Origin of the sequence: Micrococcus sp. ACRRV, from assembly GCF_022346985.1 — a bacterium.
Classification (GTDB): Bacteria; Actinomycetota; Actinomycetes; order Actinomycetales; family Micrococcaceae; genus Micrococcus; species Micrococcus porci.
In genome coordinates this window covers 1-22,214 of the sequence record NZ_JAKRNH010000015.1, presented here as the reverse complement: position 1 = coordinate 22,214, position 22,214 = coordinate 1, and the positions used below count along the sequence as shown (strand labels likewise).

Below are 22,214 nucleotides of genomic sequence, written 5' to 3'. Positions count from 1 at the left end.
CACGCGCCGGCGGCGGCTCCGAGACCGGAGCCGCCGCCGTCGTCTGGCACCCGCTCCCGATCCCCGGAGGAGACATGGAATCCCTGTCCACCCTCGTCGAGCAGTACGGCGCCGCCGTGCCGCAGGCCTTCTGGATGAACATCCGGCTGGCCGCGCTCGCCACCCTGGGCGCCTTCATCCTCGGCGTGCTGCTCGCCCTCTGCCGCATCTCCCCCGTGCCCTCCCTGCGGGCCGTCGGAGCGGGCTACGTCCACATCGTGCGCAACACCCCGCTGACCATCATCATGCTGATCGGCGTGCTCGCGGTCTGGGGCCAGCTGAAGGTCACGTTCGCCCCGGACTTCAAGGTCAACTTCTTCGTCTACGCCGTGCTCGCCCTGTCCCTGTACCACGCGGCGTTCATGTGCGAGGCGATCCGCTCCGGCGTGAACACGGTGCCCCTGGGCCAGGCCGAGGCCGCCCGCGCGATCGGCCTGGGCTTCCTGCCCGCCGCCCGCCTGGTGATCCTGCCGCAGGCCCTGCGCGGGGCGATCACCCCGATCGGCAACACCGTGATCGCCCTGACCAAGAACACCACCGTGGCCGCCGCCGCGTCCGTGGCCGAGGCCTCCGGGCTGATGAAGACCATGATCGAGTTCCGGCCCGACGCCATGGTGGCGATCTTCCTGACCATCGCGATCGGGTTCTGCCTGATCGTCATCCCGATCGGCCTGCTGACCACGTGGGCCTCCGACAAGTGGGCGGTGAGCCGATGAGCGCGCAGGCCTCCGTGCTGTTCGACGCCCCGGGTCCGGCGACCCGGCGGCGCATCCTGATCGTCAACCTCGTGGCCCTGGCCCTCGTGCTGGCCGTGGCCGTCGTCGTCGGCATGGCGCTCCAGGACCGCGGCCAGCTCGAGCCGCGCCGCTGGCTGGCCGCGCTCGACGCCAACGCCTGGACCAACTACTACCTGCCGGGCCTGCAGTTCACCCTGCAGTCCGCGGGCATCGCCGTGGTCACCTCGGTGGTGTTCGGCCTGGTGTTCGGCTTCCTGCGCCTGGCGCCGGTCGCGCCGGTGCGGTGGCTGGCGGCCGTCGTCGTCGAGTTCCTGCGGGCCGTGCCCGTCCTCGTGATGATGGTCTTCTTCTACCAGGCGTTCGCGCTGGCGGCCCGCGGCGGGGCGATCAACGCCGCGGACAGCCCGTACTACGCCGTGATCGTGGGCCTGACCCTCTACAACGGCTCCGTCATCGCCGAGCTCGTCCGGTCCGGCGTGACGGGCCTGCCCAAGGGCCAGCGCGAGGCCGCCGCGGCGATCGGCATGACGCCGAACCAGTCACTGCGCCTCGTGGAGGTGCCGCAGGCGCTCGTCGCCATGCTCCCGTCCCTGCTGAGCCAGTTCGTGGTGATCCTCAAGGACTCGGCGCTGGGCTACCTGATCGGCTTCTTCGAGCTGCTGCAGTACGCCCGCCAGCTCGGCTCCGGCCAGGGCAACATCCTGCAGACGCTGGTGGTGGCCGCCGTGATCTTCATCCTGATCAACATGCTGCTCACCTGGTTGGCCACGCTGCTCTCCCGCCGACTGTCCTCCCGCACCTCCGGGAGGACGAAGCCCCACGCCGGCTCGACCGCCGTGACCATCGGGAAGGACTGAGCCCCCCCCCGACGGGTCTCCGTCGCCGCGGGCCGGGTCTCCTCACGGACGCCCGGCCCGTGGTCGTCTCGGGGGGCGGAGGGATGACAGGGCGGCGGCTCAGCCCCGCAGCCAGGCCTCGAGGGCGTCCCGGCAGCGCTCGACGGCCGCACGCTCCACGTGTTCGTCGTCCGTGTGGGCGAGCAGGGCGTCCCCGGGACCGAAGTTCACGGCGGGCACGCCGAGCTCGGAGAAGCGGGCGACGTCCGTCCAGCCGTACTTGGGCATGGGCTCCCCGCCCACGGCGGCCACGAAGGCCGCGGCGGCGGGCCGGTCCAGGCCCGGGCGGGCGGCGGGCGAGGCGTCCGTGACCTCCACCTGGGCGTCCCAGTCCACGCCGGCGGCCGCGAAGACCTCCCGGACGTGGGCGTGCGCCTGCTCGAGGGTCTTGTCCGGGGCGAACCGGTAGTTCACCTCGGTGGCCGCGGCGTCGGGGATGACGTTGCCGGCCACTCCCCCGGACACGCGGATGGCGTTCAGGCCCTCGCGGTAGTCCAGCCCCTCCACCGTGACGGTGGCGGGCTCGTAGGCGGCCAGGGCGCTCAGCAGTGCGCCCAGCTTGTGGATCGCGTTGTCCCCGCGCCACGCGCGCCCGGAGTGCGCGGCGACCCCCTCGAACCGCACCCGGTACCGGCAGGTGCCGTTGCAGCCGCCCTCCACGACGCCGTCCGTGGGCTCGAGCAGCACGGCGAAGTCGCCCTCGAGCAGCTCCGGGGCCTGGCGGGCGATGCGGGCGAGGCCGGACCGCGCGGAGTCGACCTCCTCGTGGTCGTAGAACACCCAGGTGACGTCGTGGACCGGGTCCGGGCCGTCCGCCCGTCCGAACAGGCCGGCCAGGGCCAACTGGACGGCGACGCCGGACTTCATGTCCACGGCGCCACGGCCGTAGAGCACGTCCCCCTCCCAGGCGGAGGGGACGGTGCCGCGCGCTCCGGGCGCAGTGGGCAGGGGCACGGTGTCCAGGTGGCCGGCGAGGATCACCCGGCCGGGCAGGCCCAGCTCGGTGCGGGCCACGATCGCGTCCCCGAAGCGCCGCACGCCCAGCCGCGGCAGGCGGGCCAGCGCCGCCTCGACGGCGTCGGCGAGCGGGCCCTCGTCGTCGGAGACCGACGGCGCGTCCAGCAGCGTGGCGGTCAGCGCGGCGACGTCGAGGTCGGCGGCGGCGAGGTCGGGCAGGACGGGGGCGACGGCGTCGGTCATGGCGTCCATCCTACGGACGGGGCGGGCCGCTGCACCGGCCCCGGCACGGGCGGGTCGGTAGTCTGACGCGCATGACCGACACCTCGCAGACCTCCTCCGCCCGCCTCGTCTCCGGCCACGGCCTGGCCACCCGCGCCGCCGACGGCGCCGTCCTCGACGTCTGGTTCCCCGCGCCCGTCACCGGCCCGCTGGCTTCCGCCGATGCGTCCCTCGCCGGCACCCTCGAGGGCCTCGCAGCCGCCGACGCGGATCGCGGCACCACCCAGGACGTCGTCGCCCTCGAGGCGGACCTCGACGTCGCCCCCGCCTCCGCGGAGGACGCCTGGCTGCGCCTGCACGCCCTCTCCCACCGCCTGGTGCGCCCCAACGAGCTGAACCTGGACGGGGTGTTCGGCCTGCTCACCAACGTCGTGTGGACGAACTTCGGCCCGTGCGCGGTCGAGGGCTTCGAGGCGACCCGTGCCAAGCTGCGCGCCCGCGGCGCCGTGAACGTCTACGGCGTGGACAAGTTCCCCCGCATGACCGACTACGTGGTGCCCACCGGCGTGCGCATCGGCGACGCCGACCGCGTCCGCCTCGGCGCGCACCTGGCCGAGGGCACGACCGTGATGCACGAGGGCTTCGTCAACTTCAACGCCGGCACCCTGGGCCACTCCATGGTGGAGGGCCGCATCTCCGCCGGCGTGGTGGTGGGCGACGGCTCCGACCTCGGCGGCGGCGTGTCCATCATGGGCACCCTCTCCGGCGGCGGCACCCAGAAGGTCGTCATCGGCGAGCACGTGCTGCTCGGCGCGAACTCCGGCGTGGGCATCTCCATCGGCGACGACTCCGTGGTGGAGGCCGGCCTGTACGTCACCGCGGGCACCGTGGTGACCGTGGTGGAGCCCGGCCGGGAGCCGCGCACCGTCAAGGCGGTCGAGCTCTCGGGCGTGACCAACCTGCTGTTCCGCCGCAACTCCGTGACCGGCGGCGTGGAGGTCCTCCCCCGCGACGGCCGCACCGTGGCGCTCAACGCGGAGCTGCACGCGAACTGACGCTCCTGAGCTGAACGCCGACGGCCCCCGCACCCTGTCCGGGTGCGGGGGCCGTCGCGCGGTCGGCGGGGTCCGGGGCGCGCGCCCCGGCGCCCCGGTCAGCGCTGCGGGTACTGGCGCAGCTGCTCGCCCACGTAGATCTGGCGCGGGCGGCCGATCTTGGTGGCCGGGTCCTCCGTCAGCTCGCGCCACTGGGCGATCCAGCCGGGGAGGCGACCCAGGGCGAAGAGGACGGTGAACATCTTCTCGGGGAAGCCCATGGCCTTGTAGATCACGCCGGTGTAGAAGTCGACGTTCGGGTAGAGACGACGCTCCACGAAGTAGTCGTCGGCGAGGGCCTTCTCCTCGAGGCGCATGGCGATCTCGAGCAGCTCGTCGTTGCCGCCGAGCTTGGCCAGGATGTCCTCGGCGGTCTTCTTGACGATCTTGGCGCGCGGGTCGTAGTTCTTGTAGACGCGGTGTCCGAAGCCCATCAGGCGGACGCCGTCCTCCTTGTGCTTCACCTTCTCCATGAAGTCCTCGGGCTTGATGCCCTCGGCCTGGATCCTGCGCAGCATGTTGAGGACGGCCTCGTTGGCACCGCCGTGCAGGGGGCCGTAGAGGGCGTTGATGCCGGCCGAGACGGAGGCGAAGAGGTTGGCGTCCGTGGAGCCCACCAGGCGCACCGTGGAGGTCGACGCGTTCTGCTCATGGTCCGCGTGGAGCATGAGGAGCAGGTCGAGCGCCTTGACCATGTCCGGGTCGATCTCGTACTCCTCGGCGGGCACGCCGAAGCACAGGCGGAGGAAGTTCTCCACGTAGTTGAGGTTGTTGTGCGGGTACATGAACGGCTGGCCCAGCGACTTCTTGAACGCGTAGGAGGCCAGCACCGGCAGCTTCCCCAGCAGGCGCACGGTGGAGATGTGGACCTGCTCGGGGTCCTTGGGGTCCAGGGAGTCCGCGTAGAAGGTGGACAGGGCGGACACGGAGGAGGACAGCACCGGCATCGGGTGCGCGTCGCGCGGGAAGCCGTTGAAGAACATCTTCAGGTCCTCGTGGACCATGTTGTGGCGCAGGATGTTGGTCTCCCAGGCCTCCAGGGCCTCCTTGGACTCCGGCAGCTCGCCGTAGATGAGCAGGTAGGCGACCTCCATGAACGAGGAGTGCTCGGCGAGGTCCTCGATCGCGTAGCCGCGGTAGCGCAGGATGCCCTGGTCGCCGTCGATGTAGGTGATGGCGGACTTGGCGTTGGCGGTGTTCATGAAGCCCGGGTCGTAGGTGACCTTGCCGGTCTCCTTGAGCAGCGGGGCGACGACGATGCCGTCGTTGCCCTCGGCCGCCTTCTCGACGCCGAGGTCCAGGGTCTTCTCGCCGACCGTCAGTCGGGCGGACTCAATCTCGCTCACGGGTGTCTCCCTCGTCTTCCTGTCAGGTGGGCCCGCGGCGCGCAGGACTGGGCGCGCACACGGGGACGATTCTTCTCCACTCTACCCAGTCGGGCCGGGCGGCACGCCACCGGTGGACCCGCGGGGCCGCGCCGTGGACGGCGCCCCCGGAGCCGGGGGCGCCGTCGGCCGTGCGTCTCAGCGGGGCAGCGGGCCGCGCGCGGTCAGCCGAGCGGCGCCGGCGGCCACGGCCTCGTCCGAGGCGGTGATCGCCACACGGACGTGCCCGTGGCCGGCGGCGCCGTAGAAGACGCCCGGCCCGGCCACGATCCCCAGCTCGGCGAGCTCGCCGAGCAGGTCCCACGAGTCCTGCGCGGTGCCCTGACCGGGGGCGATGTCCGCCCGGCGGGTCCACAGGTACAGGCCGGCCTCGGAGTGGTCCACCGCGTACCCGGCGGACTCGAGGGCCGCCTTCAGCGCGGCGCGCCGCTCCCGGTAGAGGTCCTTCTGGGCTGTCACGTGGGCGTCGTCGCGGAGGGCCACGGCCATGGCGTGCTGCACGGGCCCGGGCACGATCATCCCGGCGTGTTTGCGGGTGTTGGTCAGCGGCGCGATCAGCTCGGGGTCGCCGGCGACGAACGCCGCGCGGTACCCGGCGAGGTTGGACTGCTTGGACAGCGAGTACACGGAGAGCAGGCCGGTGAGGTCCCCGCCGGAGACCTCGGGGGCGAGGATGCACGGGACGACGCGGTCCTCCCACTCGTCCCAGCCGAGCTCGGCGTAGCACTCGTCGCCGCAGACCACGGCGCCCAGGGCCCGGGCGTCGTCCACGATCGCCCTCAGTTCCGCGGCGTCCAGGACGGCGCCGGTGGGGTTGGCCGGGGAGTTCGTCCAGACGAGGCGCACGCGGGAGCGGACGTCGTCGTCGAGCTCGGCGAGGGTGTCCGCGGCCACGGCCTCGGCGCCGGCGATCTGCGCGCCGATCGCGTAGGTGGGGTACGCGGTGGCCGGGAAGACGACGACGTCCCCCGCCCCCAGGCCCAGCAGCGTAGGCAGCCACGCGATGAGCTCCTTCGAGCCGACCGTGGGCAGGACGGCCTCCGGGTCCAGCCCCGGGACGCCGCGCCGCCGGGCGAACCAGTCCACGACGGCCTGCCGGAGCTCGGCGGTGCCGTGCGTCGTCGGGTAGCCGTGGGCGTCCGCGGCCGCCGTGAGCGCGTCGCGGATCAGCGCGGGCGTGGGATCCACCGGCGTGCCGATGGACAGGTCCACCGTGCCCTCGGGGTGCGCCGCGGCGCGCTCACGGTAGGGGGCGAGCGTGTCCCAGGGGTAGTCCGGCAGCGTCAGCATGCGCTCAGGCGCCCTCGCCCTGCGGGGGCAGCGCGGAGATCAGCGGGTGGTCCTTGGCGATCTGGCCGAGCTTGGCCGCGCCGCCCGGGGAGCCGAGGTCGTCGAAGAACTCGACGTTGGCCTTGTAGTAGTCGGCCCACTCCTCGGGGACGTCGTCCTCGTAGTAGATGGCCTCCACCGGGCACACCGGCTCGCAGGCGCCGCAGTCGACGCACTCGTCCGGGTGGATGTAGAGGGAGCGCTCGCCCTCGTAGATGCAGTCCACGGGGCACTCGTCGATGCACGCCTTGTCCTTGACGTCCACACACGGCAACGCGATCACATAGGTCATGGCTGACCGTCCACCTTCCTGGCAGGCACGGGGTTCGGGGTTCGCTCCAGGGTACTCTCTCCGGCCGCCCGTCCCTCGCCGGCACGGGCGCCCAGCCACAGCAGGACGACGCCGAGCACCGGCAGGCCCAGCGTCCAGCCGACCGAGGCCGCGAACGCCACGGGCATGGCCTGCGCGACGCCCGCGGTCCAGGGCAGGTCCAGCCGGTCCGTGGCCGGCAGCCAGCGCAGCGCGGAGGCCATGGTGAACGCGGCCAGCACGACGGCGGCGCCCGCCCGCACCGGGCGTCCCCCGGCGGCCGCGGCGCGGCGCATCCACCAGCGCTGCGTGGAGCCGACCAGCACGAGCGCGAGCACCAGCCCCCACGGGAGCAGCCAGGAGCCGACGGGCAGCAGGCTCAGGTGCGTGGCGGTGCCCAGCGCGCCCGTCCCGACGCCGAGCGCCAGGCCGGGCAGCACGTCCCGCCAGGCCGGCCGGCGTCGTCCCCTGCGTGCCGCGACGGCGGCGCCGCCCCCCGCGGAGGGGACGGGCGCCGCCGTCGTGGGGTGCGCGCCGTGGCGCGGCTCAGGCGCGGGCGCGGGCACGGGCCGCCTTGAGGCGCTCGTTCGCGTCCAGGACCACCTTGCGGATGCGGATGTCCTCGGGGGTGATCTCCACGCACTCGTCCTCCCGGGCGAACTCGAGGGACTCCTCGAGGGTCAGGGTGCGGGGCGGGGTCAGGCCCTCGAAGGACTCGGAGGAGGCGGCACGCATGTTGGTGAGCTTCTTCTCCTTGGTGATGTTCACGTCCATGTCGTCCGCCCGCGCGTTCTCGCCCACGATCATGCCCTCGTACACCTCGGCGCCCGGCTGGATGAAGAACGTGCCGCGCTCCTGCAGGTTGATCATGGCGAACGGCGTGGCGGTGCCCGCGCGATCCGCCACCAGGGAGCCGTTGGTGCGGTACTCGATGTCGCCGGTCCACGGCTCGTAGCCGGCGGCCTCGGACGAGGCGATGCCGGCGCCGCGGGTGTCCGTGAGGAAGCGGGTGCGGAAGCCGATCAGGCCGCGGGCCGGCACCAGGAACTCCATGCGGATCCAGCCGGTGCCGTGGTTGGACATCTCCTGCATGCGGCCCTTGCGGGCGGCCATGAGCTGCGTGACGGCGCCCATGAACTCCTCGGGGATGTCGATGGTCATGCGCTCCATCGGCTCGTGCAGCTTGCCGTCGATCTGCTTGGTGACCACCTGGGGCTTGCCCACGGTCAGCTCGAAGCCCTCGCGGCGCATCTGCTCGACCAGAATGGCCAGCGCGAGCTCGCCGCGGCCCTGGACCTCCCACGCGTCCGGGCGCTCGGTGGGGAGCACCTTGAGGGACACGTTGCCGATGAGCTCCTTGTCCAGGCGGTCCTTCACCTGGCGGGCGGTGACCTTGGCGCCCTTGACGCGGCCGGCCAGCGGGGAGGTGTTGATGCCCACGGTCATGGAGATCGCGGGATCGTCCACGGTGATCAGCGGCAGCGGCTTCGGGTCCTCGAGGTCGGTGAGGGTCTCCCCGATCATGATGTCCTCGATGCCGGCGACGGCGACGATCTCGCCGGCGCCCGCCTCGTCGGCCGGGACGCGCTCGAGGCCCTTGGTGGCGAGCAGCTCGGTGATCTTCACCGACTTGAGCTGACCGTCCTGGCGGGCCCAGGCCACGGTCTGGCCCTTCTTGAGGGTGCCGTTGACGATGCGCACGAGGGCGAGGCGGCCCAGGAACGGGGAGGCGTCGAGGTTGGTCACGTGGGCCTGCAGGACCTCGGACTCGTCGTACACCGGGGCGGGGATGTGCTCCATGATCACGTTGAACAGGGGCTCGAGGTCCTCGGAGTCCGGAAGGGCGCCGTCGCCCGGCTGCTCGCGGGAGGCGCGGCCGGCCTTGCCGGAGGCGTACACCACGGGCACGTCCAGGACGGAGTCCAGGTCCAGCTCCGGGTCCTCCTCGGCCAGGTCGGAGGCCAGGCCCAGCAGCAGGTCCATGGAGTCGGAGACGACGCCGTCGATGCGGGCGTCCGGGCGGTCGGTCTTGTTGACCACGAGCACCACCGGCAGCTTGGCGGCGAGGGCCTTGCGGAGCACGAAGCGGGTCTGCGGCAGCGGGCCCTCGGAGGCGTCCACCAGCAGGACGACGCCGTCCACCATGGACAGGCCGCGCTCGACCTCGCCGCCGAAGTCGGCGTGGCCGGGGGTGTCGATGACGTTGATGGTCACGGTCTCGCCCTCGGGGGCCGAGGGGCCCGAGTAGAACACCGTGGTGTTCTTGGCGAGGATCGTGATGCCCTTCTCCTTCTCGAGGTCGCCCGAGTCCATGACGCGCTCGGCGACGTCCCCGTGGGTGTTGAAGGCGCCGGTCTGCCGGAGCATGGCGTCCACCAGGGTGGTCTTGCCGTGGTCCACGTGGGCAACGATGGCCACGTTGCGCAGGTCGGAGCGGCGGGTGTCGGTCGAGGTCATGGAAGTCCTGTCCGGTCTGAGAAGAGGGGTGCGGGCACGGCACACGGGCGGCCCCGGATGATCATACGCGCCGCGGACACCCCCACGGCGCGCCCCGGGCGGGCCGCGGCCCTCCCCCCCGGCGACGACGGCGGCCCCCACCGTGAGGTGGGGGCCGCCGTCGTGCTCCGCGGGACCGCGGGTCAGTACGCCGACTCGCCGAAGGAGGCCAGCAGGCGCCGGCGCTCCCGGCGGCGCTCGGCCTGCTGGTCCGGATCCGGGACGGGCGCGGCCGCCAGCAGGCGCTGGGTGTACTCCGCCTGCGGGTGGTGCAGCACGCGGCCCGTGGGGCCCTGCTCGACCTGGCGGCCGTCCTTGAGCACCAGCACCTTGTGGGCCAGCATGTCCACCACGGCGAGGTCGTGGGACACGAAGAGGCACGCGAACTCGTACCGGGTCTGCAGCTCGGCGAACATCTCCAGCACCGCCGCCTGGACGGACACGTCCAGGGCGGAGGTGGGCTCGTCCGCGATCAGGACCTCGGGGTCCAGGGTCAGCGCGCGCGCGATGGACACGCGCTGCCGCTGGCCGCCGGAGAGCTCGTGCGGGTAGCGGTTCACCACGTCGCGCGGCAGGCGCACGGCGTCGAGGAGCTCCTCGGCGCGGGCCAGGCGCGAGCGCCGGTCCCCCACCCCGTGGATGACCATCGGCTCGGTGATGACGTCCCCGATCGGGAACCGGGGATCCAGCGAGGCCGCCGGGTCCTGGAACACCACGCCGATCTTCCTGCGCAGCGCCCGCTGCTCGGCCGCCTTCATGGTGGCCAGGTCCTCGCCCTGCAGACGCAGGGCGCCGGAGGCCACCGGGAGCAGGCCGAGCACGGCCTTGGCGATCGTGGACTTGCCCGAGCCGGACTCGCCCACCAGGCCGAGGATCTCGCCCGGGGCCACCTGGAAGCTGACGTCGTGGACCACGCGGTTCTTCTTGCCGCGGTGGTCGTACTCGATGCAGAGGTCCTCGGCCTCGATCGCGTACTTCACGGCCGTCTGCGTGGAGGTGACGGGCTCCGGCTCCGCGGTCTCGAGCGCCTCCCCGAGGCGCGGCACCGCGGCCAGCAGGCGCTGGGTGTACGGGTGCTGCGGACGCTGGAGCACCTGCTGCACCGTGCCGGACTCCACGAGCTCGCCGTGGAGCATCACGCAGACGCGGTCCGCCATGTCCGCCACCACGCCCATGTTGTGGGTGATGAGCAGGATGCCGGTGTTCATCTTGTCCTTGAGGGAGCGCAGCAGCTCGAGGATCTCCGCCTGGACGGTCACGTCCAGGGCGGTGGTCGGCTCGTCCGCGATGATCACGCGCGGGGAGCAGCTGATCGCCATCGCGATCACGATGCGCTGGCGCTGGCCGCCGGAGAACTGGTGCGGGTACTGCTTGAGGCGGTCGGCCGCGTCCGGGATGCCCACCATGGTGAGCAGCTCGACCGCCCGCTTGGTCGCCTCGGTGCCGAACGCCAGGCCGTGCAGCTGCAGGGCCTCCGTGAGCTGGTCGCCCACGGTGAGCACAGGGTTGAGGGCGGTCATGGGCTCCTGGAACACCATGGCGACGTCCTGGCCGCGGATGGACCGCAGCTGGGAGTCGGTCATGGTGAGGACCTCGCGCCCGCCGAGCTTCACCGAGCCGGTGATGTCCGCCGACGGCGGCAGCAGACCCATGGCCGTGGAGCTGGTCACGGACTTGCCGGAGCCCGACTCGCCCACCAGGGCGACGACCTCGCCGGGCTTGACGTCGAACGTCACACCCTTCACGGCGTGCACCGAGCCGAACTCGGTGGCGAAGCGCACGTCCACGTCCTGGAAGGCGAGCACGGGCTCGCCGCCGAGGTCGTCGTGGTGCTCGACGACGCCCATCGTGGTGGTCGCCGGCCCGGGCACCTTGAGGGAGCCGGTGGCGGTGGTCACGACGCCCTGGGGCGCCTCGCCGGACGAGCCCGGCAGGGTCTCCGCCCGGGCCCGCAGGTCCTCGGCGGAGGTCTCGGTGGTTCCGGAGTCCTTGGGATCGAATGCCTTCGAGCTCATCGGGCGTCCCCTTCCGTGGTGTCGACGTCGTCCCCGGCGGGGCGGGAGGTGCCGTCGGCGTCCGTGACGGTCCAGGCGGCGGGGGCGTCCAGGCCGCGGGAGTCGGCCACGACGTCCGCGTGGCCGGCCGGAGCGGACGCCGGGGAGGCCTGCAGGCCGCCCGCCGTCGTCGGCGTGGCCTCGGTGACCGCCGCGCGGCGGCTGAACAGGCCGCGCTTGCGACGCCCCGAGCCGGACTGGCGCGGATCGAACGCGTCACGCAGGCCGTCGCCGAGGAAGTTCACGGACAGGGCGATCGCGAGGATGGTCATGCCCGGCCACCAGAACAGCCAGGGGCGCGTGGTGAACGCGGTCTGGTAGTCGCTGATGAGCAGGCCCAGCGAGGAGTCCGGGGACTTCACGCCGAAGCCCAGGTAGGAGAGCGAGGTCTCCAGCAGCACGGCGCCGGCGATGGCGAAGGTCGCGTTCACCACGATCACGCCGATGGTGTTGGGCAGCAGGTGCTTGCCGATGATGCGGCCGGGCTTGGCGCCCATGGCCACGGCGGCGGCCACGAACTCCTTCTCCCGGAGGGAGAGGATCTCGCCGCGCACCAGGCGGGCCAGGGAGGTCCAGGAGACGATGCCGAGCACGAAGGCCAGCGGCAGGATGCCGAGCTGCAGGCCGCCCGCCATCTTGCCCAGCACCGCCGCCAGGACGAGCAGCGGGATCACGATGATCAGGTCGGTCAGGCGCATGAGCACGGAGTCGACCCAGCCGCCGAAGTAGGCGGAGGCCGCGCCGACCAGCGCGCCGATGGCCGTGGAGATCAGGCCCACGATGAACGCGATGATCAGCGACTGCTGGGTGCCGCGCATCACCAGGGCGAAGAAGTCCGTGCCGGTGGAGGTCTGCCCGAAGGGGTGTGCACCCCAGCGCAGGCCCTCGCCGCCCAGGAACTGGGGCACGACGGACAGGGTGGGCCGCCCGCCGTCCACGACGGTGGACGCGGCCGAGTAGGACTCGTCCCACCAGCCGGGGATGCCGGCGAAGCCGATCGAGGTGAACGCCATGAGGGCGATGAAGGCCAGGACGACCAGGGAGACCATGGCCGCCTTGTGGCGGAAGAAGCGCTTGCGGATCAGGGCGCCCTGCGAGTAGGACTTGCCGGTCTTCTGCTGGAGCTTCAGGTCCTCGGCCTCGGCGAGGTCGACGACGGCGGGTGAGGTGCTCCGGGGGTTCTGCTGTGCGGAGTGGCTCATGGTCATCACACTCGGATCCGGGGGTCGAGGACGGCATACAGGATGTCCGCCACCAGGTTCATCAGGACGGCAGCCGTGCCGGTCACCAGGAAGAACGCCATCACGGGCGCGGGGTCGACCTGGTCCAGGCCGGTGCGGAACAGCTCGCCCATGCCCTTCCAGCCGAACACGCTCTCGGTGATGACGGCGCCGCCGATCAGGCCGGCGAAGTCGAAGGCCATGATCGTGGTGATCGGGATCAGCGAGTTGCGGAACGCGTGCTTCAGGATCACCTGGCGCTCCCCCAGGCCCTTGGCCCGTGCGGTGCGGATGTAGTCCTGACGCGAGACCTCGAGCATCGAGGAGCGCGTGTACCGGGAGTAGGTGGCGACGGAGATGATCGTCAGCAGCACCGTGGGCAGCAGCAGCTGCGTGCCCTTGTCCAGGAACAGCACCCAGAAGTGACCGGTGAGGTTGGGGGTCTCCGCGCCGATCGTGGCGATCGGACGGGGCTTGGCCTTCAGCAGCTGCGGCCAGTAGTTCATCATGTGCTCGGCCAAGATGGACAGGCCCATGACCAGGGCGGTCACCACGGAGACGGACACCGCGGACCCCTTCGAGAAGCCGCCGAGCAGACGGCCGGCGAGCACGCCCACCAGCACCGCGATGACGCCGAGGCCGGCGATGAGCCAGCCGGAGGGGCTCTGCATCAGCACGCCGTACGTGGCGTAGTAGGCGACGACGCCCACGGCCACGGTGGCCAGGGCGGCCTTGAGCACGGAGCGGTTCTTCAGGCCGGCGACCAGTGCGGTGCCGCCCACGGCGACGGCCAGGCCGATCAGCAGCTGCACGAGCGGGCCCATGCGCGGGTTGCGCCACATGTCCAGGGCGAAGAGCAGGTAGCCGCCGAGCACGATCACGGCGACGGTGGCCGCGAAGGTCAGGAGACGGCGGACGAGGCGGCCGCCCATGGCCGCCTGCAGGGCCAGCCCCAGAACCACCGCGAGTCCGATGACGAGCGGCCAGTCCATGGTGGGGCGGGCGATCCAGTTGTTGAACCCGATCGCCAGGTACTCCTTCAGGAGCACGGCGGCCCAGAACACGGGCAGGGAGAAGAACAGGAAGATCAGGAAGGTCACCGCGTAGTCGAGACCCGAGTACTGGCGGATGGCGGTGATGATGCCGATGGCCACGCCGATGACGATCGCGAGCACGGTGGCCAGCACCACGAGGCGCAGCGTGGAGGCGGCCGCGTTGCCGAGCAGGCTCTCCACCTGCACGCCGGAGCGGTCGGTGCCCAGGGTGCCGGCGCCGATCAGGTACTTGACGACGCCGGTGAGCCAGTTCCAGTACCGCTCGTACCAGGGGTCGTCCAGCCCCATGTAGTCGATGCGGGCCTGCATCAGCTGCTCGCGGTTGCTGGCCTGCGACTCGCGCAGGTCCTTCAGGGGGTCGCCGGAGTTGACGGTCAGGACGTACAGGAGGATGGACGCGCCGAAGAGGACCAGCGCGGAGCTGCCCAGGCGTCTCAGGATGAATTTCAGCACAACAGGGGGTGGCCTTCCGTGCTCGTGGGGGAGGTGGGGGTGGCTCCGCCGTTCCACATGCCTGGGCCCGGCCACTGGCGGCCGGGCCCAGGTCGATGGTCGTGCGGCGCCCGGGGGGAACGACCCCGGGCGGTGTCAGGGGAGCGTCAGCTCACACGCTTCCACTGCTCGACGTTCCACAGCGCGCCCTGCTGCGCGACGGTGTCGCGCACGTTGGCCAGGTCGGCCTGGTGGGCCACGACGCCCGGGTGGGCATACAGCGGGATGGCCTGGAAGTCCTCCCAGAGCGCCTTCTCGATGACCTTGACCTGCTCCAGCTGCTCCTTCTCGTCCAGGGAGCCGGCGAGCTTGTCCCACGCCTCGTCCACGGTCGTGTTGGAGTAGGACTGCTGGTTCTGCTCGCCGTCCGACTGGTAGATGTTGGCGCCGGAGGCCTTCTGGCCGGAGCCGGACCACGCGTAGAGCGCGACGTCGTAGTCGCCGGTCGGCATGACCTCCTTGAAGAACACGTTGGAGTTCGCGTCCTGGACGTCGAAGCCCGCCTGGTCGCACGAGGCCTTGATCAGCTTCACGGTCTCGGCGCGGCGCTGGTTGCCGGCCTGGTAGCCCAGGCGCACGGTCGGCTTGGAGACGCCGGACTTGGCGACGAGCTCCTTGGCCTTCTCGATGTTCGGCTGGTCCATCTCCTTCGGGTAGGCCGCGTCCACGACCTCCTGGTAGTTGTCCTGGAAGGGGAAGACCTCGCGGGCGTTCATGACCGTGGCGTCCGGGTTGATCGGCTTGACCAGGTTGTCCACGATCTGCTGGCGGGGCACGCAGAGGGCGAACGCCTCGCGCAGCTCCTTGCTGTCGGCGAAGGTCGAGCCGGTGCCGCGGTTGAAGTCCAGGTGCTCCCAGGTCAGCTGGTCGCCCTTCTGGATGTTGACCGAGTCGCCCAGGCCCTCGAGCTGGGACACGGTGTCCACGGTGGCCTGCGGCTCGATGACGTCGAGCTCCTTGTTCTGCAGCGCCTGGACGTGGGTCTCGGGGGCGGCGAACTTGATGACCAGGTTCTTGGTGGCTGCCGGGGTGCCCCAGTACTTGTCGTTGGCCTCGAGGGTGATCGACTGGCCGGCGACCCAGCCGCCGTCCTTGATCTTGTACGGGCCCATGGAGGGGATCATGTCCGCGGACGGGAGCTCGCCCGGGTTGAAGTCCCAGCCGTTGTTCCAGAACTTGGCGGCGGGCACGAGCTTGGTGGAGTCCTTGGCCTTGGCGGCCGCGACCAGGTCGTCGAGGGACATGTCCGCGCCCTTGGCGATCACGTGCGCCGGGAGGGCGGTGGTGATGAGGATCTCCCAGTCGGCGTAGGGCTCGGCGTAGGTGACCGTGAACTCCTTGCCCTTGGGGTCGCCCTCCGGAGCCTCCGGGATGTACTTGCCCGGTTCGGAGGTGATGGACTCGAAGAGCTGCGGCTTCTGGCCGGTCTTCGGGTCGGCCTTGCCGGACTCGTCCACGATGTTGGGGTTGTCCGCGGCCCACTGCACGATGAAGTCCGCGGCGGTGACGGGGGTGCCGTCGGACCAGGTGGCGTCCTCGTTGATCGTGTACTTGACCTTGAGCGGGTCGTCCGAGATCTTCTCGAACGTGCCGAACTCCTCGTTGCGGACGATGGTGCCGTCCGTGCCGAAGTAGTAGAACCCGGAGAACAGGCGGTCCACGATGGCGGAGTTGTACGTGGAGTACGTGTTGGCCTGCACGCCGTTGTAGGAGAGGAAGTCGTCCTTGCCCACGGAGTAGGCCACGGAGCCGTCCTCGGTCTTGACGTCGCCCAGGTCGGCCATGCCAGGGCCGTCGGCGGGGGCGGTGAGCTTCTCGCCCTTCTCGCCGGTGGTGACGCCGCCGGCGGCGTCGGAGCCGGACGCGGCGGAGGAGCCGGACGCGGCGGAGGAGCCGCCGCCGTTGGACGAGGAGCCGGACGCGGCCGGGCCGGCCGGCGCGCAGGCGGAGAGGACGAGGGCGGAGCCGAAGGCGAGGGCCGCCGCAGCGGAGAGCTTCGTGTGCTTCATGGAAGGGTCTTCCGTTCATCAGAAGGTGCTAGGAGGACCGGCGGGCGAGTGACCGACCGATCCGCCTCCGCGGCGGACGAGTGACGACCACCACGTGAGATGAGACATACTGTAACGGCAATCACCTGTGAACGGGAAGCGACCTCGCAGTGAACGGGCTCCGTCCGTGGCGGGGCCGCGTCAGCGGGGTCAGAAGGCGGCCCGGGCACGGTCGCGCAGCAGGGTGCGCACCGCCCAGGCGCCCGCCATCCCGTGCACTCCCCCGCCCGGCGGGGTGGCAGCGGAGGCCAGGTAGAGGCCGGGGCGGCCCGCCCGGTGCGGGCGGGGCGACGCCGTCGGGCGCAGCATCAGCTGGAGGCCGCCCATGGAGCCGCCTGCGATGTCGCCCCCCACCAGGTTCGGGTTCCACGCCTCGAGGTCCGCAGGCCGGGTGGCCACGGCGTGCACGATGCGATCCCGGAACCCGGGGGCGAAGCGCTCCACCTGCTCCTCGACGAGCGGTCGCACGTCCCCGTCCCAGCCGAACGGCACGTGGGCGTAGGACCAGACCACCGTCCGCCCGGCGGAGGGGCCGACGGCCCGCGAGGGGTCCGCGGCCTGCTGCTGGCAGAGCATGACGAACGGATGCTCCGGCATGCGCCCGGCGACGGCCTCGGCCTCGGCGTGCTGGAGCTGCGCGGCGTTCCCGCCCAGGTGCACGGTGCCGGCCCCGGCCAGGCGCACGTCCGTCCACGGGACGGGCCCGTCCAGCAGGAAGTCCACCTTGGAGACCGCCGAGCCGTGTCGCCAGCGGCGCAGGGACCGCGCGTAGGCGGGCGGCAGGTCGGTCCCGGCCAGCGCCGCCACCTGCCGCGGGGTCAGGTCCAGGACGACGGCGTCCGCGGCCGGCAGCTCCCGGAGGTCCGTCACCTCGTGGTCGAGGTGCAGGCGGCCGCCGTGCGCCCGGAGCACGGCGAGCAGGGCGTCGACGATGGACTGCGAGCCGCCCGCCGCCACCGGCCAGCCCGAGGACATGCCGAGCGCCCCGAACAGCGCGCCGAACGCGCTGGTGAGCGGCCGGCCGGGCGGGAGGATCGCGTGCGCCGCAGCGCCCGTGTACAGCGCGCGGGCCTGCTCCGTGCGGAACACCGCGCGGTTCACCCAGCCGGCCGGCCACGGGGCGCGCAGGCCCAGCCGGGCCATCGACACGGGGTGCGGCCAGGGTCGCAGCAGGGGTCCGAGGACGTCCGCCGCGAGGCGGTCCGCATCCCGCACGAGGGGCGCGTGCAGGGCGCGCCAGGCCCGCCCGTCCACGCCCAGCCCCTCGGCGGTGGCGTCGAGGTCCCTGTGGAGGACGGCGGCCGGGCCGTCCGGCAGAGGGTGGCCCATGGGAAACTCCGGGTGGACCCAGCGCAGGCCGTGACCGGTCAGGTCCAGCTCCCGGAACACGGGGCTCACCACGCCGAACGGGTGCCCGGCCGCGCCCAGGTCCACGACGGTGCCCCGGCCGAGCAGGGGTGCGGAGGCGCTGGCCCCGCCGGGGGCGTGGTGTCGCTCGTAGACGTCCACCTCCCAGCCCTCCCGGGCGAGCAGCGCGGCGGCGGTCAGCCCGTTGGGCCCGGCACCGACGACGACGGCCCGCCCCGGCTCCGCCCCCTGCGGCAGGGCGAAGCCACGGTCGCGGGCGGCCGGGGCGTCGATCGGGGCTGCGTCGCGGGGCATGGGCTCTCCTGGCGGTCGAGGGGCTGCGGCTCTGCCACCATGGTGGACGCACATCGTCGGACACGCTGCAGGGAGAGGAGCCCGTGGAACCGTTCTGGACCGCCGTGGCGCTGACCTCCCTCGCCGGGGCCGCCACGATCGTGGGCGGCGCGCTCGGCGCCCTGGGCCGCCCGGTCTCCGACCGCGCCCTGGCGGCGGCGCTCGGCCTGGCGGCGGGTGTGATGCTCACCGTCGGCGCAGTGGAGATGGGCCCCGCCGCGGCGCGCGGGCTGGCAACAGCGGTCGGCGACGGACCCGGCGTCCTCGCGGCCGGCGCCGCCGTGGGCGGCGGGGCCCTGGCGTATCTGCTGATCGACCGCCTGCTGCCCGAGGCCGCGACCCCGTCCGGCTCCTCGGCCTCCGCCGCCCGTGAGGCCCGGGTGGGCCGGCTCGGCGTGGCCACCGCGCTCGCGATCGGCGCGCACAACCTGCCGGAGGGGTTCGTGACCTTCGCCGGAGCCCTCGAGGATTCGGCGGTGGGACTGGCCCTGGCCGTGGCGATGGCGGTGCACAACGTGCCCGAGGGCATCGCGGTCTCCGTGCCGGTGCGCCGGGCCACGGGCTCCGCGCGCACCGGCTTCCTGTGGGCCGCGACGGCCGGGATCCTCGAGCCGGCCGGCGCGCTGCTCGGCTACTGGCTGCTCCGTCCCCTCCTCACGGACGCCGTGCTCGGCGGGGTCTACGGCGCCGTCACCGGCGTCATGGCCGCACTGTCCCTGGCGGCACTGCTGCCCGGGGCCGTCCGCTGCGGCGGCGTCCCGACGGCCCTGGCCGGGGCCGCCGCGGGCGCGGCCGCGATGCTCGGGTCCCTCTCGCTGCTGGCCTGAGCGGACGCCCGCCCGAGCGGGCGGCTCAGTTGTGGCGAGCCTTCTGGAGGACGGCCTCGCCCTGCCGGGCCTCGCCGTCGGCGGTGCGCCACTGCACCGACAGGCGGTCGCCCACCTCGTGGTCGTTCACGAGCCGCGACATCGCGGTGGCGTTGCCGTCCAGCGTGCGCCCGTCGATGGCGGTGATGACGTCCCCCGGGCGCAGCCCGAGCTCCTCCCCCGCCGAGCCGCGGTCCACGGAGAGCACCTCCACGCCGTCCCGCGAGCCGGCCACGGAGATCCCGAGCGAGCCGTCCGCGCCGATGCTCACAGAGTCCGTCTCCTCACCGGAGAGGACCTGCGCCACCACGTCGAACGCGGTGGAGAGCGGGATGGCGTAGCCGTCCACCTGCGCGGCCGTCCGGCCCTCGCTCGCGGCCACGGTGACCCCCACGACCTGGCCCTCCCCGTCCACCAGGGGCCCACCCGAGTAGCCGGGCACGACGTCCGCGTCCGTCTGGATCAGGCCCGTGAGGCGCTCGAAGTCGTCCGTGCCCTCGGTGGCGGCCAGGATCGACTGGTCCACGCGCAGCACCTCGCCCCCGACCGAGGTCAGGTAGCCCTGCCCCCCGCCGTTGCCGACGGCGGCCACGGCCTCCCCCGGCCGCACGGGGTCGCGGGAGACCGACGTCGTCGTCAGCCCGGACACGCCGTCGATCTGGAGCACCGCGACGTCGTTCTTCGCGTCCCGTCCCAGCACCGTGGCCGCGTGGCGTGCGCCGGTGTCGGCGACGACCACGGACACCGCCGTGGAGTCCTCCACGACGTGGTAGTTGGTCAGGGCCAGGCCGTCCGAGGTGAGCACCATGCCGGTGCCCGTGCCCTGCATGGCCTCCAGGCGGGTCTCCACGAGCAGCACCCCCGGCGCGCGACGCACCCGCTCCCCCGGGTCGAGCGAGCCGTCTGCGGGCGGGGCGTCCGCGGCCGGCACGGCGATCCCGGCGTGCGCGTGGTCCAGGCTCGCGGCCAGGGCGTCCAGGCTCCGCGTCGTCACCTGCGGCCCGGAGGGGGCGGCGGCCGACGAGGACGAGCCCGCGCCGACCGCGGCGATCAGCCGGCCGCCGGCCAGGAGGGTCAGCCCCACCGCCAGCACGACGGCTCCGAGCACGCCGAAGACGGCAATGGCCACGCTCAGGGGTGATCGTCGACGCGGAGCGGGCCCGGGCCAGCCCGGGGGCGCGGCCCCGTAGGGCGCGCCGACGTGGGGCGGCGGGGCGCCGTGCGGCTGAGCCGGGGGCGCGGACGCATACGGCCCGCGGGGAGGCGGGCCGTACGGGTCACCCCCGGGGGGCGGTGCAGCGGTCATGCGTCAGCCGCGGACGACGGCGAGGGCGGCCTCGTAGTCCGGCTCGGTGGTGATCTCCGGGACGAGCTCGGTGTAGGCCACCGTCCCCTCAGCGTCCACGACGACGACGGCGCGCGCCAGGAGGCCCCGCATGGGTCCATCGGCGAGCTCCGCGCCGTAGGCGGTGCCGAAGTCCGAGCGGAACACGGAGCCGGTGACGACGTTCTCGATGCCCTCGGCCGAGCAGAAGCGCCCCGCCGCGAACGGCAGGTCCGCGGAGACGGCCAGGACGGTGGTGTCCTCGAGGCCGGCGGCCTCCTGGTTGAAGCGGCGCACCGAGGCGGCGCACACGCCGGTGTCCAGCGACGGGAAGATGTTCAGCACGACCGTGCGGCCCTTCAGGTCCGCGAGGGTCACGGAGCTCAGGTCCGAGCCGGTGAGGGTGAACTCCGGGGCGGCGGAGCCCACCTCCGGCAGCTCGCCGACGGTGTGCACGGACGTGCCCTTGAAATGCGTGGTGGCCATGGGGTCCAGCCTAGGATGTGGCCAGGCCCGGCGCACGCGATCGCCGCCGGGTCTCGGCGCACGGCGCACGGCGAACGGGGGACGGAATGGCGGAGCAGCAGGACCACACGGCGGAGGCGCTGACCTCCAACGTCACGGACACGGCGCTGCTGTTCGAGGGCGGCGGCATGCGCGCCTCCCACACCTCCGCCGTGGTGGCGGAGCTGCTGCGCGCCGGGGTGCACGTGGACTTCGTGGCGGGGATCTCCGCCGGCTCGTCCAACGCCGTCAACTACCTGGCCCGCGACCCGCTGCGCGCCCGCCAGGCGTTCGTGGACTTCGCCGACGACCCCAGGTTCGGCAACTGGCGCACCTTCCTGCGCGGCAAGGGCATGTTCAACGCCGAGTACATCTACGAGCACGCGGGCCTGCCCGAGGCGGACCTGCCCTACGACTTCGCCGCCTACCGGGCGAACCCCGCGCGCCTGGCCCTGGCCGGGTTCGACGCCGTCACCGGCGAGACCCGCTGGTGGGGCCGGGAGGACATGACCACGCTGCAGGACCTGATGGTGCGGGTGCGCGCCTCATCCACCATGCCGATCCTCATGCCCCCGGTGCACCTGGAGGACACGGTCTACGTGGACGGGGCCCTCGGCGTCGACGGCGGCATCCCCGTGACCGCCGCCGAGGAGGCCGGCCTCGCGAAGCTGCTCGTGGTGATGACCCGCGAGCGCTCGTACGTGAAGCGGCCCGAGCGGTTCCCCGCCTTCTATCAGCGCGCGTTCCGCCGCTACCCGGCCGTCGCGGAGGCCCTGGTGACGCGGTGGCAGCGGTACAACGCCACCCGCGAGCGCCTGTTCGAGATGGAGCGCGAGGGCACCGCCTACCTCTTCGTCCCGGAGGTCATGCCCGTCTCCAACGGCGAGCGCTCCGTGGCCAAGCTGGCGGCCGCCCATGAGCTGGGCCTGGCCCAGGCCCGGCGCGAGATGCCGGCCATCAAGGAGTTCCTGGGGCTGTGACGCCGGCGGAGTCGGGCAGCCCGAACACCGCGTCGAACAGATAGGTGTACACCGCGTTGTAGACGAGGAAGAACACGATCAGGCCCAGCTCGATCAGGAACGCCTCCCAGAGGGTCACTCCCAGCAGCAGAGCGACGGCCGGCACCAGGAACAGCACCAGGCCGCCCTCGAAGCCGACGGTGTGCCCCACCCGCGCCCACCAGGGGCGGCCATGCACGCCCAGCGCCCGCTCGAGCCGCTCGAACAGCGAGTTGTAGACGACGTTCCAGATCAGCGCGACCGTCGACGACACCACGGCCACGGCGAACGAGGCCGCCCCCTCGTTCCCGACGGCCCGCAGGATGAGGGTGGTGAACAGGATCGCCAGCAGCTCGAAGACCACCGCGAAGACGATCCGCCGCCGCAGGGGCGAGCGGAAGACCCGGCGCCCGACCAGGGCGCGGCGTCCGCCGGGCCCGCGGGGGGCGTCGTCGTGGGGCGGGGTCATGGGAGGGCTCCTTCGCGG

The 22,214-nt window shown here is 72.6% G+C and carries 19 protein-coding genes; 5 read left to right on the top strand and 14 right to left on the bottom strand.

All coding sequences use genetic code 11. The features are described 5' to 3' along the window. Positions 1 to 74: 74 nt before the first annotated feature. Together MHY29_RS02935 and MHY29_RS02930 are read left to right on the top strand one after the other, a co-directional pair. Positions 75 to 755, top strand: a complete 681-nt coding sequence (locus MHY29_RS02935) for an amino acid ABC transporter permease (protein ID WP_239238181.1) — start codon at positions 75 to 77, stop codon at positions 753 to 755. After that, positions 752 to 1,633 carry an amino acid ABC transporter permease gene (locus MHY29_RS02930; protein WP_224356726.1) on the top strand — a complete coding sequence of 294 codons (882 nt, stop codon included), beginning with the start codon at positions 752 to 754 and terminating at the stop codon, positions 1,631 to 1,633. Before MHY29_RS02935 ends, MHY29_RS02930 begins: the two co-directional genes overlap by 4 nt. Positions 1,634 to 1,732: 99 nt before the next feature. On the opposite strand, the gene dapE is transcribed toward MHY29_RS02930, so the two are convergent. Next, positions 1,733 to 2,872, bottom strand: coding sequence for a succinyl-diaminopimelate desuccinylase (dapE, locus tag MHY29_RS02925; protein ID WP_224356725.1), 1,140 nt, complete (start codon positions 2,870 to 2,872; stop codon positions 1,733 to 1,735). Between the two features lie 71 nt (positions 2,873 to 2,943). Between dapE and dapD the strand changes: the two genes are divergently transcribed. Further along, positions 2,944 to 3,906, top strand: coding sequence for a 2,3,4,5-tetrahydropyridine-2,6-dicarboxylate N-succinyltransferase (dapD, locus tag MHY29_RS02920; RefSeq protein WP_239238180.1), 963 nt, complete (start codon positions 2,944 to 2,946; stop codon positions 3,904 to 3,906). Between the two features lie 98 nt (positions 3,907 to 4,004). Here dapD and MHY29_RS02915 read toward each other — a convergent pair whose 3' ends face one another. The 10 genes from MHY29_RS02915 to MHY29_RS02870 all read right to left on the bottom strand — a co-directional run bounded on the left by MHY29_RS02915 (position 4,005) and on the right by MHY29_RS02870 (position 17,996). Next, a complete protein-coding gene (locus MHY29_RS02915; RefSeq protein ID WP_224356723.1) occupies positions 4,005 to 5,291 on the bottom strand; it encodes a citrate synthase in 1,287 nt (428 codons plus the stop codon). Positions 5,292 to 5,468: 177 nt separating this feature from the next. Next, complete coding sequence (gene dapC, locus MHY29_RS02910) at positions 5,469 to 6,620, bottom strand: succinyldiaminopimelate transaminase (RefSeq protein ID WP_239238179.1); 1,152 nt, start codon at positions 6,618 to 6,620, stop codon at positions 5,469 to 5,471. Between the two features lie 4 nt (positions 6,621 to 6,624). Next, a complete protein-coding gene (gene fdxA / locus MHY29_RS02905; protein ID WP_135029672.1) occupies positions 6,625 to 6,951 on the bottom strand; it encodes a ferredoxin in 327 nt (108 codons plus the stop codon). Continuing rightward, positions 6,948 to 7,535: a hypothetical protein gene (locus tag MHY29_RS02900; protein WP_224356721.1), complete on the bottom strand. Its 588-nt coding sequence runs from the start codon at positions 7,533 to 7,535 to the stop codon at positions 6,948 to 6,950. Before MHY29_RS02900 ends, fdxA begins: the two co-directional genes overlap by 4 nt. Further along, positions 7,516 to 9,426, bottom strand: a complete 1,911-nt coding sequence (typA, locus tag MHY29_RS02895) for a translational GTPase TypA (protein ID WP_224356720.1) — start codon at positions 9,424 to 9,426, stop codon at positions 7,516 to 7,518. The genes MHY29_RS02900 and typA overlap by 20 nt, the downstream gene beginning before the upstream one ends. Positions 9,427 to 9,608: 182 nt before the next feature. Beyond that, entirely contained in the window at positions 9,609 to 11,480 is a 1,872-nt protein-coding gene (locus MHY29_RS02890) for an ABC transporter ATP-binding protein (protein WP_239238178.1), read from the bottom strand. Then, positions 11,477 to 12,727, bottom strand: a complete 1,251-nt coding sequence (locus MHY29_RS02885; RefSeq protein WP_370643428.1) for an ABC transporter permease — start codon at positions 12,725 to 12,727, stop codon at positions 11,477 to 11,479. The genes MHY29_RS02890 and MHY29_RS02885 overlap by 4 nt, the downstream gene beginning before the upstream one ends. Further along, the gene (locus MHY29_RS02880; protein ID WP_224356717.1) at positions 12,727 to 14,247 is read right to left on the bottom strand and encodes an ABC transporter permease; all 1,521 of its coding nucleotides are present in this window, start codon (positions 14,245 to 14,247) and stop codon (positions 12,727 to 12,729) included. The genes MHY29_RS02885 and MHY29_RS02880 overlap by 1 nt, the downstream gene beginning before the upstream one ends. 146 nt (positions 14,248 to 14,393) lie before the next feature. Then, on the bottom strand, positions 14,394 to 16,295 hold the full coding sequence (locus tag MHY29_RS02875; protein ID WP_239238176.1) for an ABC transporter family substrate-binding protein: 1,902 nt from the start codon (positions 16,293 to 16,295) through the stop codon (positions 14,394 to 14,396). Between the two features lie 189 nt (positions 16,296 to 16,484). Then, positions 16,485 to 17,996, bottom strand: coding sequence for an NAD(P)/FAD-dependent oxidoreductase (locus tag MHY29_RS02870; RefSeq protein ID WP_239238175.1), 1,512 nt, complete (start codon positions 17,994 to 17,996; stop codon positions 16,485 to 16,487). Positions 17,997 to 18,079: 83 nt separating this feature from the next. Here MHY29_RS02870 and MHY29_RS02865 point away from each other — a divergent pair, with 83 nt between their 5' ends. Further along, positions 18,080 to 18,862, top strand: coding sequence for a ZIP family metal transporter (locus MHY29_RS02865; RefSeq protein ID WP_224356714.1), 783 nt, complete (start codon positions 18,080 to 18,082; stop codon positions 18,860 to 18,862). 25 nt (positions 18,863 to 18,887) lie between these two features. Here the strand turns inward: MHY29_RS02865 and MHY29_RS02860 are convergent, their stop codons facing one another. Further along, on the bottom strand, positions 18,888 to 20,030 hold the full coding sequence (locus MHY29_RS02860) for a S1C family serine protease (RefSeq protein ID WP_224356713.1): 1,143 nt from the start codon (positions 20,028 to 20,030) through the stop codon (positions 18,888 to 18,890). 180 nt (positions 20,031 to 20,210) lie between these two features. After that, positions 20,211 to 20,711 carry a thiol peroxidase gene (tpx, locus tag MHY29_RS02855; RefSeq protein WP_224356712.1) on the bottom strand — a complete coding sequence of 167 codons (501 nt, stop codon included), beginning with the start codon at positions 20,709 to 20,711 and terminating at the stop codon, positions 20,211 to 20,213. Positions 20,712 to 20,797: 86 nt separating this feature from the next. Here tpx and MHY29_RS02850 point away from each other — a divergent pair, with 86 nt between their 5' ends. Beyond that, positions 20,798 to 21,709 (top strand): patatin family protein, encoded by a 912-nt coding sequence (locus tag MHY29_RS02850; RefSeq protein ID WP_224356711.1) that lies wholly within the window; start codon positions 20,798 to 20,800, stop codon positions 21,707 to 21,709. Here MHY29_RS02850 and MHY29_RS02845 read toward each other — a convergent pair. After that, positions 21,687 to 22,196 carry a PACE efflux transporter gene (locus MHY29_RS02845; protein ID WP_224356710.1) on the bottom strand — a complete coding sequence of 170 codons (510 nt, stop codon included), beginning with the start codon at positions 22,194 to 22,196 and terminating at the stop codon, positions 21,687 to 21,689. The two genes, MHY29_RS02850 and MHY29_RS02845, sit on opposite strands and share 23 nt — an antisense overlap. Between the last annotated feature and the right edge of the window lie 18 nt (positions 22,197 to 22,214).